Raw genomic sequence first — 14,688 nt, 5'->3', positions numbered from 1 at the left:
AACGGGGCGGATCCTCCGATCCGCCCCGTCGCGTTGTGCAACGACCGCAGCCGGGCCCTTGCGGGCCCGACGCGTTATTTCGCCAGGGCGCCGGCGATCTTGCCCGACACCAGGCCGAACAGCGCGCCGATGATCATCGACAGGCCGATGGTGATGAACGGACCCTGGCCGGGAACCAGCGAGAACAGCGTCGCGTTGGACAGCGTGCCCGGCACAAACAGCGCCAGGATGATGAAGCCGGCCGTGGCCGCATAGCCGTAGACCGCCGCCGGAATGGCGCCGAACAGCGGCAGGTGCGCGCCGAGGATCATCAGGGCGACCGTCACGCCGACCCAGACCGCCGCGTTCAGCGGCAGTTCGCCGATGCCGACGTTGAGGATGAGCGCGAACGCGATCGTGGCCCAGACCGAACCCCAGAGATTGGCGATCACCGAGGATTTCAGCGCGGCTTCATTGCCGCCGCAGTGGAAGAAGCTGCCCCAGGCGATGAAGGCCGCCCAGATCTGCAGGCCGAGCCCACCCGCCGGTCCCAGAAACAGATAGGTCGCGATAGCGCCGAGTACGCCGATGACGACCGCCAGCGCGGTTACGAGATTCATGAATTCCTCCCCCGATTTTTGCTCTGTCCGTGCCACGTCCGCCCGGGCCTTGATTTGCGGGAGCCGGACTTGGGGCAGGTCCGCTCTGTTTCGTTAGCCGGCCCGGCCACGCGACACGAGCGGACTATGCCCTAGAAAAGACATGGAGTCATCGGGGACGAAGACTGTGTGCGCCGCGACAATCAACCGCGCGGCACCGCCATTGTGCATCGCAATACACGGGAAAAACTTCACGCCCCAAGAAGTTTTTTTGAAGAGAGCCTAATGCTGACTTGCGCTCGTCGCATAGGCCGTAGATCGAAGTATCCGCCGACGGTCGCAGCCGGAGCCGCGGGCCATCGCCGGCGGCGTCCTTAAGTAAAACTTTAGTATGACGCCGTGTGCGTTGCCCGCCGGCCCGCCGGGGTCGCCGGCGAGATCAGCGCAAGATCGATCGTATTATGAATTTCGCAGTGATCGACGTGCAAAGGTCTGATTGGTCGGCAACGCGCCGTCCGCCGGCGCCGCCCGTCTTTCGATGACGCGCCGCGAAGAACGACGCCCCGCGGCCTGCCGCACCGCGATGAGACGGCGCTTGCGGGCATCGGCGAGCCGGGACGGGCCGGTGGGGTGGAACCTCGAACGGTAACTTGCGTTAAGTCGGTGACCGGAGATGGATCGCGACGCATGCGGATATTGATTCTCGAAGACGACCCCTTCATCGCGACCGATCTCGAGATGCTCGTCGATGATATTGCCGGGGCTGTCTCGGTGGTGTCCGCCTCGATCGCCGGCGCGCGGGTGGCGATCGCCGACGAACTCGCCTTCGCGATCCTCGACGTCGACCTCGTCGACGGCAAGAGCTTCGAGATCGCCGACGCGCTCACCGCCCAGGCGACGCCCTTCGTCTTCGTCTCCGGCTCGCCGCGCGAGCAGATGCCCGAGCGCCTGCGCGCCGCCCCGTTCATCGCCAAGCCGTTCCGGCTCTACGAGTTGCAGGCGGCGATGCGCGCGGCCGGCATCGGCTGATTGCCCGCCGGCCAAACCGGCCCGCATGGCTGCCGCCCCTTTCGTTCGCCCGCCCGCCGCGTTAGAACGACGGCAAATTCCGACACCGTTTGCGGCCCGACCTCGGGCAGTCAGGGCGATCCATGGCGCGTCAGTTCATCTATTACATGCACGGCCTCACCAAGGCCTACGGCGGGGGCAAGAAGGTCCTCGACAACGTCCACCTGCAGTTCTACCCGGACGCCAAGATCGGCGTGCTCGGCCCGAACGGCTCGGGCAAGTCGACCCTGCTCAAGATCATGGCGGGGATGGACAAGGAGTGGAGCGGCGAGGCCTGGGTCGCCGACGGCGCCAAGGTCGGCTATCTCGCGCAGGAGCCGCATCTCGACACGACGAAGTCGGTGTTCGAGAACGTGATGGAAGGCGCCGCCGACAAGAAGGCGATCATCGACCAGTACAACGAACTGATGATGGACTACTCGGACGAGAACGCCGAGAAGGCCGCCAAGCTGCAGGACGTGATCGACGCCGAGAATCTCTGGGACATCGAATCGAAGGTCGAGATGGCGATGGACGCCCTGCGCTGCCCGCCGGGCGACGCCGAGGTCGGCCCGCTGTCGGGCGGCGAGAAGCGCCGCGTCGCGCTGGCAAAGCTGCTCCTGTCCGAGCCCGACCTGCTGCTGCTCGACGAGCCGACCAACCATCTCGACGCAGAGACCGTCGCCTGGCTCGAAAAGCACCTGCGCGAGTTCAAGGGCGCGGTGCTGATCGTCACCCACGATCGCTACTTCCTCGACAACGTCACCGGCTGGATCCTCGAGCTCGATCGCGGCCGCGGCATCCCCTACGAGGGCAACTACTCGGCCTACCTCGAAAAGAAGTCGAAGCGGATGGAGCAGGAGGGCCGCGAGGACGAGGCCCGCCAGCGCGCGCTCAACCGCGAGCGCGAGTGGATCTCGGCCTCGCCGAAGGCGCGCCAGACCAAGTCGAAGGCGCGTATCCAGGCCTATGACGAACTGCTGCAGCGCTCCGAGGAGCGCCAGGCCTCCGGCCAGGCCCAGATCGTCATCCCCGCCGGCGAGCGCCTCGGCGACACCGTGATCGAGGTGAAGAACCTCTCCAAGGGCTATGGCGACCGGCTGCTGATCGACAATCTCTCGTTCTCGCTGCCGCCCGGCGGCATCGTCGGCATCATCGGCCCCAACGGCGCCGGCAAGACGACGCTGTTCCGCATGATCACCGGCCAGGAGCAGCCCGACGCCGGCTCGATCCGCGTCGGCGAAACCGTCAGCCTCGGCTACGTCGACCAGTCGCGCGACAGCCTCGGCGGCAACAAGACGGTGTGGGAGGAGATCTCCGGCGGCCTCGACATCATCACGCTCGGCAAGCGCGAGGTGAACAGCCGCGCCTATTGCGGCGCCTTCAACTTCAAGGGCGGCGACCAGCAGCAGAAGGTCGGCACGCTCTCCGGCGGCCAGCGCAACCGCGTCCACCTCGCCAAGATGCTGAAAGCCGGCAACAACGTCCTGCTGCTCGACGAGCCGACCAACGACCTCGACACCGAGACGCTGTCGGCGCTGGAAGACGCGCTCGAGGATTTCGCCGGCTGCGCCGTGGTGATCTCCCACGACCGCATGTTCCTCGACCGCCTCGCCACCCACATCCTCGCCTTCGAGGGCGACAGCCACGTCGAGTGGTTCGAAGGCAACTTCGAGATGTACGAGGAAGACAAGAAGCGCCGCCTCGGCGCCGACGCGGTGCTCAACCCGCGCCGCATCAAGTACAAGCCGCTGACGCGCTGAGGGCATCGGACGACCGGCGGGCTGCGCATCCGCCGCCGGTCGTCCCGCCTCGTCCACGATATCGTCGCCTCTTGCCGGGATCGGCGCCACCGCCGACCGTTGACCGGCGGCGAGAGGGGATGCCGGCCGTTCGGCTGCCGCCTGGTTCGGGCCCGGCCGTATGCTGCGGCGCGCAGCATGATGCTGCGATGCAATCGATCCGTTCGCCGACGCACTCGGATCGCCCTCCGGCTAAACCCTTACCAAGCCTTAACTTGACCCTGTGTGACGAGATATGGCCCCGTCGGAGTCCGGGGGCGTCTGCGGACGTGACCACCCCGGGGAATGCGTGGTCTCGTCGGAGGGCGAGGACCGCTGTGACGTGCCTCGGGGGGCGTCGCCGCATCGATCAGACACCTTCTGGGGGAGGAGGCTTCAAGATGAAGAAGATCACACTCGCGCTGGCCACGGTTGCCGGCCTGATGCTCGCCGCGCCGGCAACGGCCGCGCCGCTCTGCGACGCCGCCAAGCTCGGCTTTGCCGGCCTGCTCGCCAAGTGCAACCGCGGCGAGCCGATCAACCTGTCGCTCGAGTCGGGCAAGCCGCTCTACGCCGGCGAACAGCCGGTCAAGCTGCAGTCGGGCGCTTATTACGAACTCCACATCGTCGCCGACGGCTCCGCCGAACTCGCGATCACCGGGCCGCAGTTCCTGCGCGCGATCTGGATGAACGAGATCGTCATCAACGACATCGAGATCCGTCCGATGGCGATCGACTCGATCGAGTTCGACGCCGGCGGCACGGTGAAACTGTCCTTCGTGGCGATCAAGCCGGGCACCTACGATCTCTACATTCCCAACACGACGGGCGAGTCGCAGCGCGTGTCGCTGGCGATCCAGTGATCCGACGCGCCTTCCGTCGCCCGGCGGCGGAACCGGCACCGGCAATGTTGATGAGGCTGCGGGCATCCCAATAGGTCCGAGGGACACGGGAGCCCGTTTTCGGGGAGGAGACCAGAAAATGATCAAGACCGTACTTTTCGCCGGCGCGCTCGCGCTGCTGCCCGCCGCCGCGCTCGCGCAGGAGGTTCCGGCCGACGTCGTGACCCGCATCCAGGCGATGCTGGCCGACCAGCAGTGCGAAGTCGACGCCGACAACATCGAGGCCGACGGCGACGGCTACGAGCTCGACGACGTGTTCTGCGCCGATGGCCAGTACGACATCGATCTCGACGCGAACCTCGCCATCGTCAACAAAAAGGCGGAATGAGGCAGGGCGCCTCGCTCCGCTGAGACCTCGGGAGGGGCGCGTCCGCCGGGCGCGCCCCTTGCCGTTTCGGCCGCCGCCGGGGCCGGCCGGAACACCCCGCGTCCGCGACGCACGGCGATCTCGGCCCGCCCCATTGCCGCGGCGGCCGTCCGGCGCGACACTTCCCGCTCGCGGGAGGATTCCCGCTTGTCGGAACGGCGCAGGGGAGATCGTGTTGGCTTCGAAACCGGTGCGCAGCGGCTACAATTCCGCCCAGCGCGTGATCCACTGGCTCACCGTGATCATCGTGGCCGCGCAGATCGCCTTCGGCGACAGCGTCAGCGCCGTCGAGCGCGCCATGCGCGAGGGCCGGACGCCGGACGGTTTCGATGCCGGCATGGCCAACGCGCATTTCTGGGGCGGCATCTCCGTGCTCACCCTGACGGTGCTGCGCCTCGTCATCCGTCACCGCGACGGCGTGCCGCCGCCGCTCGCCACCGGCCTGCAGGCCAGGCTCGCCACCGCGTCGCACCACCTCTTCTACGTGCTGCTGATCCTGATGCCGCTCACCGGCCTCGTCGCCTGGTACGTGCTGCCGGCGGCCGGCGCCGTGCACGAGCTCGGCAAGCCGGTGCTGATCGTGCTGATCGCCGTGCACGTCGCCGCGGCGCTGTGGCACCATTTCGTCACCCGCGACACGACGCTGACCCGGATGCTGCGCGGCCCGCGCTAGGCGGCTGCCCGCAATCGCCGGGGGAAAATCGAAGGCGCGCGCTGGCGTCCGCCGGCCGCCTCGCGCACCATGGCCGCTACCCCGCAGCCCGGAGACCGCCGTGACCCAGGCCGAACTCGATATCGTCGCCGACCCGCGCATCGTCCCGTCGCGCAAGCTGCCGGGGCGCGTCACCGCGCTCGGCATCGCCGACGGCGAGGGTTTTCGCACCCGCGGCGTCGCCACCCTCGACCTCGGGCTGGACGGGATTCCCGGCGACCGCCATGCCGGCTTCACCCGGCGCTCGGGCAGCCGCGAGCCCTGGTATCGCCGCGAGACCGAGATGCGCAGCGGGCGGCAGCTCTCGATCGTTTCCGAGGAGGAGCTCGAGCAGGTGCGCCGCGCCATGGACCTGCCGCGCCTCGAGGCGGGCTGGATCGGCGCCAACATCGTCACCGCCGGCCTGCCGCGGCTGTCGTTCCTGCCGATCGGCACCCGCCTGTTCGTCGACGGCGAGGCCGTGCTGGTGGTCGAGGGGCAGAACGCGCCGTGCCGCTACGCCGGCCGTTCGATCGCCGAGGCCTATCCGGAGCGCAGCGGCCTCGACCTCCTGTTCCCGCAGGTCGCAAAGCGCCTGCGCGGCGTCATCGCCACTGTCGAGCGCGCCGGCGCGATCAGCACCGGCGCCGCCTTCACGGCGAAACTCCCCGAGCAGTGGATCTACGGCTGATCGCCGCTCACGGGATGCGCGCGTCGGGCACCGAATCGATCGTCGAGAAATAGGGCTTGATGTCGATCAGCGGCGTGCCGTTGCGGCAGTCGAGCTGCTCGACCTCGACGAGGCCGTGCTCGGCCTCGATCGCGATGATCGCGGCGACCGAGAAGGCGATCGGGTTCGGCCGGGCCGGCGAGCGGATCGAGAACACGCCGCGCGGCCCCTCCGCATGGCGCGGGTACTGCACCATCACGTCGCGCTCCGCCTCGTCCATCCAGTAGAGCACGATGACGTGCGAGAAGGCTTCCAGCCGGTGCAGGCCAGGGCGATAGATCGGGTCGAGCTCGAGGATCGCCGTCCCGCCCGCCTCGCGCGCCCGGAGCACGTTGCGCGGGCAGTCGGCGCGGCGCTGCCAGGGCGTATGGATTCGCCCGATGAACACGACGCCCGCATCGGGCGCCATCTGCGGCGGGGTCGGTCCGGCATAGGGCTCGTGGCCGGCGTCGGAGGGCGGCATCGGTCGGTCTCCAGTGGCGCGGGGTTTGCCCGCAGCCGAAGGGTTCGGCACGCAACGGTCGTGCCGGGCCGGGTGCGGGTTCCCGGCGCGGCGGCGCCAGACCGGTATGCAGCGCATTTGATTAAAACTTCCGGCAAATACGCCTCGAATGCGCCCGGGGCACTTCACTCTACGTCGACGCGGGCCTGCTACAAGTCGAGTATCGGTCCCCGAACGCGTGGCATCCTCAATGATCGAGACGAACCTTATCAACTTCAGCAGCCTCGACCGCGATCCCACTTCCGATCGGCGCAACGAACTCATGCGCAGTGTCGCCGCCCTGTTCGCGGTGACGTCGGAGAAATGCTCGCACGAGGAGATCGAGATCTACGATCAGGTCCTCGGCCGGCTCGCCGATATGGTCGAGGTCGAGGCGCGCGCCTATGCCTCCGCGAAGATCGCGCCGCTGCGGCGGGCGCCGGAAAACACGGTGCGCCGCTTCGCCCGCGACGACATCCGCGTCGCCGGCCCGGTGCTCGGCCTGTCGCCGGTGCTCAATGACGTCGACCTGCTCGCGATCGCCGATGGCTTCGGCCGCGACCATCTCGCCGCCATGGCCGGCCGCGCCAACCTGTCGGAAGAGGTCACCGACCTGATCATCGAGCGCGGTGATCCGGATGTGCGCCGGACCATCGCCGCCAACACCGGCGCGACCATCTCCGCCTGCGCGCTGCAGGTGCTGGTCGACCAGGCGCTGGCCGACGTCGCGACCGCGACCGCCCTCGGCAACCGCCCCGACACGCCGGACGGGGTGATCGCCGACCTCGTGCAGCGGGCGAGCGCGGAGGTGCGCCGCGCCTTCATGGCGCGTGGCCTCGACAAGGACGCCGAGGTGATCGCCGGCGCGTCGAAGGTGGCGCACGAGCGCATGTCGAACAGCTACTGGATCGGGCTCTACGACTTCGAGACCGCCTGGGCCCGCCTGCTGCAACTCGGCGGCTCGAAGAACATGTCGGAGGCGCTGCTGGTGCGCTTCGCCATGGAGGACCGTTTCCCCGAGGCGGTGGCGGCCTTCGCGCTGATCACCTCGATCAGCCTCGAGGAGGCCAAGCACTGGCTGGTGCGCGCCGATACCGACCCGTTCCTCACCGTCGCCAAGGCCTACGGCTTCCGCTACCAGACGATCCAGGCGCTGCTGAAGGTCGGGCCGTGGAAGCACCGCCTCGGCAACGACGCCCGCACCGCGGCGCTGAACACCTATCTGACCCTCGACGCGCGCGTCGCGCGCGACAAGTTCGCCTCCTACATGCAGACCCGCCGGGTGGGCTGACCGCCCTTTGGTGATGCCTCGACGTCCTCCCTGCCTCTGACCGACTTTGCGGCCCGTCCCTCCCGGCGGGCCGTATTCTTTTGCCGGGTGTGCTTGTGCGGGCTTGAAAGGACGTATAAAGATATCTTTATATCACTTTCGCGGCCGCGGCCGCATGACCCAGGCAGGGAGGCCGCCGTGAACGCACTGATGCCGTCGCCCGCGCGCCTGTCGCTCGGCGCCGTGCTCGCCGGTCTGAAGGCCGCCGGCGAGGCGACGCGGCTTCGCCTGCTGGCGCTGCTCGGCAGCGGCGAGCTCACCGTGAAGGACCTGACCGAGATCCTCGCCCAGAGCCAGCCGCGCGTCTCGCGCCATCTGAAGCTCCTCACCGATGCCGGCCTGATCGAGCGCTACCCCGAAGGCGCCTGGGTCTACTACCGGATTGCCGGCGACGGGGAGGGTAGCGTCGTCGCCCGCTCGATCCTCGCCAGCCTCGACCCGGCCGACGCCGTGCTCGCCCGCGACCGCCAGCGCCTCGCGGCGGTGAAAACCGCCCATGCCGAGGCCGCCGCCCGCTATTTCGGCGCCAACGCCGCGAACTGGGACCGGTTGCGCTCGCTGCACGCCCCCGAGACCGCCGTCGAGGCGGCGATCCGCGCCGCCGTCGGCGAGCGCCCGGTGCAGGCGCTGCTCGACATCGGCACCGGCACCGGCCGCATGCTGGAACTGCTCGGCGACCTCGCCGTGCGCAGCGTCGGCATCGACGCCAGCCACGAGATGCTGTCGATCGCCCGCGTCCGCCTCGCCGAAGCCGGCCGCGACGGCGCGCAGGTCCGCCACGGCGACGTCTACGACATCCAGGCCCCGGCGGGCGCCTTCGACCTCGTGGTGATCCACCAGGTGCTGCACTATCTCGACGACCCCGCCCGCGCCATCCGCGAGGCGGCGCGCGTGCTGCGCCCGGGCGGCCGGCTGCTCGTCGTCGATTTCGCGCCGCACGGGCTCGAATTCCTGCGCGCCGAGCACGCCCACCGCCGCCTCGGCTTCGCGCACGACCAGATCGCCGGCTGGTGCGAGGCGGCGGGCCTTGCCCGTCCCGAGATCCGCGACCTCGCCGGCACGGCGGAGGCGGCGACGCAGCTCACCGTGACGCTGTGGCTCGCCCGCGATCCGCGTGTCGAGATCGCCGCCGAGCCCGCTCCCGTCCGCCTGGCGCTCGGCGCCTGACCGAACCCATCGCTCGCAAGCCCCGCTCAAGAAGGCTCACTCCCATGCGCACCAGCCGCCGCACCGACAGTCTCGATCTCGGCATCTCCTTCGAATTCTTCCCGCCGAAGTCGGAGAAGATGGAAGAGACCCTGTGGGCCTCGATCGAACGGCTGGCGCCGCTGAAGCCGAACTTCGTCTCCGTCACCTACGGCGCCGGCGGCTCGACGCGCGAGCGCACCCACAACACCGTCGCCCGCCTGATCCGCGAGACCGGCCTGCAGCCGGCGGCGCACCTCACTTGCGTCGACGCCACCCGCGCGGAAGTCGACGACGTCATCCGCGCCTATCGCGCGGCCGGGGTCCGCCATATCGTGGCGCTGCGCGGCGACCCGGCCGGCGGCGTCGGCGCGCGCTACGAGCCGCACGCCGGCGGCTATGCCTCGACGCCCGACCTCATCCGCGGCATCCGCGACATCGGCGACTTCGACATCACCGTCTCGGCCTATCCCGAGCGCCACCCGGAAAGCCCCGACCTCCTCGCCGACATCGCGCTCCTGAAGCGCAAGGTCGAGGCGGGCGCGACGCGGGCGATCACCCAGTTCTTCTTCGACAACGACGTCTTCGAGCGCTACGTCGAGAAGGTCCGCGCCGCCGGTATCGACATTCCGATCATCCCCGGCCTCGTGCCGGTGCACAATTTCGCCCAGACGGCGCAGTTCGCAAAGCGCGCCGGCGCCAGCGTGCCTGACTGGCTCGCCCGCCGCTTCGAGGGCCTCGAGGATGACCCCCACACCCGCCAGCTCGTCGCCGCCGCCGTCGCCGCCGAACAGGCCTTCGACCTCGTCGACCGCGGCTTCCGCGACTTCCACTTCTACACGATGAACCGCGCCGACCTCGTCTACGCCATCTGCCACCTGCTCGGGCAGCGGCCGCAGAAGGCGGCGGCGGAGGTGGAGGCGGCGGCTTGAGGGGGTTTGCATTGAGGTTCGGTCGTGCCGTGGGGCCTCCCCCCTCCCTGTCCCTCCCCCGCTTCGCAGGAGAGGGGACGATGGGCGAGAGAACTTTCGCACATCAGGCGTTTCGCCGAACCGAAGCGTGGATCTGAACGGCGATCCATCCTCCTGCGTCCCCTCTCCTGCGAAGCGGGGGAGGGACAGGGAGGGGGGAGGCCACACGGCACAGCAGAGGGAAAGGGCGAAAGGACATGCGCAACAAACGCCTGCAACCCGTCGCCCGCCGCCTGCGCAAGGAGATGACCGAACACGAACGCAGGCTCTGGTACCGGGTCCGCGCCCACCGCTTCGAGGGCTTCGGCTTTCGCCGTCAGGTCCCGATCGGCCCCTATGTCGTCGACTTTCTCTGCGCCGAGGCGAAGCTGGTCGTCGAACTCGACGGCGACAGCCACGGCGAGCAGCGACAGCAGGCTCGCGATGCGACGCGGGATGACTATCTGACGACCGAGGGCTACCGCATCCTTCGGATCTGGAATTTCGAGATCATGGACGACTTCGACGCCGTCCTCGATCGCCTTCTTGCTGAACTGAGCGGCGCCTCCGTCGCTGCCTGAAAGGACCCTGAACCATGTCCGCCCCCGCCCCCTCCGCCATCGAATCCCGCCTGCGCGCCCTCGCGGCCCGCCGCATCCTCGTGCTCGACGGCGCCATGGGCACCATGATCCAGCGCTGGAAGCTGGACGAGGCCGGCTATCGCGGCGCGCGGTTCGCCGATTGGCACCGCGACCTCCGGGGCAACAACGACCTCCTGTCGCTGTCGCGCCCCGACATCGTCAGCGACATCCACCTGCAGTATCTGCGCGCCGGCGCCGACATCGTCGAGACCAACACCTTCTCCTCGACGACGATCGCCCAGGCCGACTACGGCATGGAGAGCCTCGCCTATGAACTCAACTTCGAGAGCGCCCGGCTCGCCGCCGAGGCTTGCCGCACGGTGGAGGCCGAGGATCCGGCGCGGCCGCGCTTCGTCGCCGGCGCGATCGGACCGACCAACCGCACCGCCTCGATGTCGCCCGACGTCAACAACCCGGGCTTTCGCGCCGTCTCCTTCGACGACCTCCGCGCTGCCTATGGCGAGGCGGCGCGCGGCCTGATCGAGGGCGGGTCGCACATCCTGCTGGTCGAGACGGTGTTCGACACGCTGAACGCCAAGGCAGCCCTGTTCGCGATCGAGGAGGCCTTCGAGGCGACCGGCGTGCGGCTCCCCGTCATGGTGTCGGGCACGATCACCGATCTCTCGGGCCGCACCCTGTCGGGCCAGACCGCCGAGGCGTTCTGGTACTCGGTGCGCCACGCCCGGCCGTTCTCGATCGGCCTCAACTGCGCCCTCGGGGCCAAGGAGATGCGCGCCCACATCGCCGACCTCGCCCGCGTCGCCGACACGCTGGTCTGCGCCTATCCGAACGCCGGCCTGCCGAACGAATTCGGCGAGTATGACGAGAGTCCGGAGGCGATGGCCGCCCTCGTCGGCGAGTTCGCGCGCTCCGGCCTCGTCAACATCGTCGGCGGCTGCTGCGGCACCACGCCCGACCACATCGCCGCCGTCGCCGCCGCGGTGGAGGGCGTCGCGCCGCGCGTGGTGCCGGAGATCGAGCCGCGGCTGCGCCTCTCGGGGCTGGAGCCGTTCATCGCGGCGGCTTAGGGTTTGCCGTGAGGCTGCCCCCTCCCTGTCCCTCCCCCGCTTCGCAGGAGAGGGGACGCAGGAGGTCAGGTCTCCCGTCTCACCGGCTCTTCGGTCCGGCGTACCGTCCTTTTGCGAAAGCCCTCTCGCCCATCGTCCCCTCTCCTGCGAAGCGGGGGAGGGACAGGGAGGGGGGAAGCCCCACGGCACGACCCGCCGTTTCCGACTTGAATTCCCACGTCCCCCGGCCCATCCCATCCGGGACGCCATGATACGGATCAGAACGCCCGCGCAATGACCGAACCGACCGCACTTCCCGCCGCGACCCGCGCCTCCTTCGTCAACGTCGGCGAGCGGACCAACGTCACCGGCTCGGCCCGCTTCCGCAAGCTGATCCGCGAGGGCGACTATGCGACGGCGCTCGAGGTGGCGCGCGAGCAGGTGGAGAACGGCGCCCAGATCCTCGACGTCAACATGGACGAGGGGCTGCTCGATTCCGAAGCGGCGATGGTGACGTTCCTCAACCTGATGGCGGCCGAGCCCGACATCGCCCGCGTGCCGGTGATGGTCGACAGCTCGAAGTGGAGCGTCATCGAAGCGGGCCTCAAGTGCGTGCAGGGCAAGGCGATCGTCAACTCGATCTCGCTGAAAGAGGGCGAGGCGGCCTTCCTCGCCCAGGCGCGCCTCGTGCGCCGCTACGGCGCCGCCGTGGTCGTCATGGCCTTCGACGAGACCGGCCAGGCCGACACGCTGAAGCGCAAGACCGAGATCTCGGCCCGCTCCTTCAAGCTGCTCACCGAGGAGGTCGGTTTCCCGCCGGAGGAGATCATCTTCGATCCCAACGTGTTCGCGGTCGCGACCGGCATCGAGGAGCACGACAACTACGGCGTCGACTTCATCGAGGCGACGCGCTGGATCCGGCAGAACCTCACCGGCGCGCACGTCTCGGGCGGCGTCTCCAACCTCTCCTTCTCGTTCCGCGGCAACGAGCCGGTGCGCGCGGCGATGCACTCGGTCTTCCTCTACCATGCGATCGCCGCCGGCATGGACATGGGTATCGTCAATGCCGGCCAGCTGCCGGTCTACGACCAGATCGACCCGGAGCTGCGCGAGCTCTGCGAGGACGTCGTCCTCAACCGGCGCAAAGACGGCACCGAGCGCCTCGTCGAGGCCGCGCCGCGCTTCAAGGGCGACGGCGCGATGGCCCGCGTCGTCGATCTCGCCTGGCGCGACCTTCCCGTCGAGAAGCGGCTCGAGCACGCCCTCGTGCACGGCATCACCGAGTTCATCGAGCAGGACACCGAGGAGGCGCGACTCACCGTCGCCCGGCCGCTGCACGTCATCGAGGGGCCGCTGATGAACGGCATGAACGTCGTCGGCGACCTCTTCGGCGCCGGCAAGATGTTCCTGCCGCAGGTGGTGAAGTCGGCGCGCGTGATGAAGCAGGCGGTCGCCTGGCTGATGCCGCACATGGAGAAGGAAAAGCTCGAACTCGGCCTGCTCGACGCGCCGTCCGCCGGCCGCATCCTGATGGCGACGGTGAAGGGCGACGTGCACGACATCGGCAAGAACATCGTCGGCGTCGTGCTGCAGTGCAACAACTACGAGGTGATCGACCTCGGCGTCATGGTGCCGGCGCAGAAGATCCTCGACACGGCGCGCGAGCGCAACGTCGACATCATCGGCCTGTCCGGCCTGATCACGCCGTCGCTCGACGAGATGTGCTTCGTCGCCGCCGAAATGGAGCGGCAGGGCTTCGACGTGCCGCTCCTGATCGGCGGCGCGACGACGAGCCGGGTCCATACCGCGGTGAAGATCCACCCGAACTACCGGGCGGGGCAGGCGGTCTACGTCACCGACGCCAGCCGCGCCGTCGGCATCGCCTCGAGCCTGCTCGGCGACAAGCGCGAGGCGACCGTCACCGACATCCGCGCCGAGTACAAGCGCATCGCCGAGGCGCACGCCCGCGGCCGCGAGGACAAGCGCCGGCTGACCCTCGAGGCCGCCCGCGCCCGCGCGCCGCGCTATGATTTCGCGGCCCTGCCGCCGGTGAAGCCGGCGTTCACCGGGGTGCGCGCGTTCGACGCCTACGACCTCGGCGAGATCGCCCGCTTCATCGACTGGACGCCGTTCTTCTCGACCTGGGAGATGAAGGGCAGCTATCCGGCGATCCTCTCCGACGACATCTACGGGGCCGCCGCGCGCTCGCTGTTCGAGGACGCGCAGGCCATGCTGGCGCAGATGATCGCGGAGAAGTGGCTCACCGCCCGCGCCGTGATCGGCTTCTGGCCGGCCAACGCCGTCGGCGACGACATCGAGCTCTACACCGATGAAAGCCGCACGACGCGCCGCGCCACGCTGCACAGCCTGCGCCAGCAGATCGCCCGCGACACCGGCCGCGCCAACCTCGCGCTGTCGGATTTCGTGGCGCCAAAGGAAAGCGGCATCGCCGACTGGGTCGGCGGCTTCGCCGTCACCACCGGCATTGGCGAGGAAGCCGTCGCCGAGCGCTTCGCCCGCGCCAACGACGACTATTCGAAGATCCTGTCGCAGGCCCTCGCCGACCGCCTCGCCGAAGCCTTCGCCGAGCACCTGCACCAGCGGGTGCGGCGCGAGTTCTGGGGCTACGATCCGGGCGAGACGCTCACCCCCCGCGATCTGATCGCCGAGAAGTACCGCGGTATCCGTCCGGCGCCGGGCTATCCGGCCCAGCCCGACCACACCGAGAAGAAGACGCTGTTCGAACTGCTGGAGGCCGAGCAGAACGCCGGCATCGCGCTCACCGAGAGCTACGCCATGTGGCCCGGCGCCGCCGTGTCCGGCCTCTATTTCTCGCACCCCGAGAGCCACTATTTCGGCGTCGGCCGCATCGACCGCGACCAGGTGGTCGACTACGCCGCGCGCAAGGGCATGAGCCTTGCCGAGACCGAGCGCTGGCTGGCGCCGATCCTCAACTACGATCCGGTGCGGGTGGACGCCGCGGCGGCGGAATAGGCGG

The 14,688-nt window shown here is 69.1% G+C and carries 12 protein-coding genes and 2 pseudogenes; 12 read left to right on the top strand and 2 right to left on the bottom strand.

What is annotated here, in order from left to right; all coding sequences use genetic code 11:
- Positions 1-74: 74 nt before the first annotated feature.
- Positions 75-599, bottom strand: a complete 525-nt coding sequence (locus I5731_RS00675; RefSeq protein ID WP_197309423.1) for a DUF1097 domain-containing protein — start codon at positions 597-599, stop codon at positions 75-77.
- A gap of 666 nt (positions 600-1,265) precedes the next feature.
- Here I5731_RS00675 and I5731_RS00670 point away from each other — a divergent pair.
- The 6 genes from I5731_RS00670 (at position 1,266) to I5731_RS00645 (ending at position 6,057) form a co-directional block, all read left to right on the top strand.
- Complete coding sequence (locus I5731_RS00670) at positions 1,266-1,607, top strand: response regulator (RefSeq protein WP_197309422.1); 342 nt, start codon at positions 1,266-1,268, stop codon at positions 1,605-1,607.
- A 122-nt stretch (positions 1,608-1,729) separates the two neighbouring features.
- Positions 1,730-3,388: an energy-dependent translational throttle protein EttA gene (gene ettA, locus I5731_RS00665; protein ID WP_197309421.1), complete on the top strand. Its 1,659-nt coding sequence runs from the start codon at positions 1,730-1,732 to the stop codon at positions 3,386-3,388.
- Positions 3,389-3,807: 419 nt separating this feature from the next.
- Positions 3,808-4,269 carry a cupredoxin domain-containing protein gene (locus I5731_RS00660; RefSeq protein ID WP_197309420.1) on the top strand — a complete coding sequence of 154 codons (462 nt, stop codon included), beginning with the start codon at positions 3,808-3,810 and terminating at the stop codon, positions 4,267-4,269.
- Positions 4,270-4,387: 118 nt separating this feature from the next.
- Positions 4,388-4,636: a PepSY domain-containing protein gene (locus tag I5731_RS00655; protein ID WP_197309419.1), complete on the top strand. Its 249-nt coding sequence runs from the start codon at positions 4,388-4,390 to the stop codon at positions 4,634-4,636.
- A gap of 214 nt (positions 4,637-4,850) precedes the next feature.
- A complete protein-coding gene (locus tag I5731_RS00650; protein ID WP_197309418.1) occupies positions 4,851-5,348 on the top strand; it encodes a cytochrome b in 498 nt (165 codons plus the stop codon).
- Positions 5,349-5,448: 100 nt separating this feature from the next.
- Entirely contained in the window at positions 5,449-6,057 is a 609-nt protein-coding gene (locus I5731_RS00645) for an MOSC domain-containing protein (protein WP_197309417.1), read from the top strand.
- A 7-nt stretch (positions 6,058-6,064) separates the two neighbouring features.
- On the opposite strand, the gene tsaA is transcribed toward I5731_RS00645, so the two are convergent.
- Positions 6,065-6,559, bottom strand: a complete 495-nt coding sequence (gene tsaA / locus I5731_RS00640; RefSeq protein WP_235981458.1) for a tRNA (N6-threonylcarbamoyladenosine(37)-N6)-methyltransferase TrmO — start codon at positions 6,557-6,559, stop codon at positions 6,065-6,067.
- Positions 6,560-6,788: 229 nt separating this feature from the next.
- Between tsaA and I5731_RS00635 the strand changes: the two genes are divergently transcribed.
- From I5731_RS00635 to metH, 6 genes and pseudogenes are all read left to right on the top strand, one after another.
- Positions 6,789-7,868, top strand: coding sequence for a DUF2336 domain-containing protein (locus tag I5731_RS00635; protein ID WP_197309416.1), 1,080 nt, complete (start codon positions 6,789-6,791; stop codon positions 7,866-7,868).
- Positions 7,869-8,057: 189 nt separating this feature from the next.
- Complete coding sequence (locus tag I5731_RS00630; protein WP_197309532.1) at positions 8,058-9,074, top strand: ArsR/SmtB family transcription factor; 1,017 nt, start codon at positions 8,058-8,060, stop codon at positions 9,072-9,074.
- Positions 9,075-9,118: 44 nt separating this feature from the next.
- Positions 9,119-10,024 (top strand): methylenetetrahydrofolate reductase [NAD(P)H], encoded by a 906-nt coding sequence (gene metF / locus I5731_RS00625; protein WP_197309415.1) that lies wholly within the window; start codon positions 9,119-9,121, stop codon positions 10,022-10,024.
- Between the two features lie 236 nt (positions 10,025-10,260).
- Positions 10,261-10,623 (top strand): endonuclease domain-containing protein, encoded by a 363-nt coding sequence (locus I5731_RS00620; protein WP_235981457.1) that lies wholly within the window; start codon positions 10,261-10,263, stop codon positions 10,621-10,623.
- A gap of 14 nt (positions 10,624-10,637) precedes the next feature.
- Positions 10,638-11,696: pseudogene (locus I5731_RS00615) on the top strand (homocysteine S-methyltransferase family protein); the annotation flags it as partial.
- 330 nt (positions 11,697-12,026) lie between these two features.
- A pseudogene (metH, locus tag I5731_RS00610) lies at positions 12,027-14,684 on the top strand (methionine synthase); the annotation flags it as partial.
- Positions 14,685-14,688: the final 4 nt, after the last annotated feature.

The organism is Methylobrevis albus (genome assembly GCF_015904235.1).
In the GTDB taxonomy this organism is placed as follows: domain Bacteria; phylum Pseudomonadota; class Alphaproteobacteria; order Rhizobiales; family Pleomorphomonadaceae; genus Methylobrevis_A; species Methylobrevis_A albus.
This window is presented reverse-complemented; position numbering and strand designations above follow the sequence as displayed.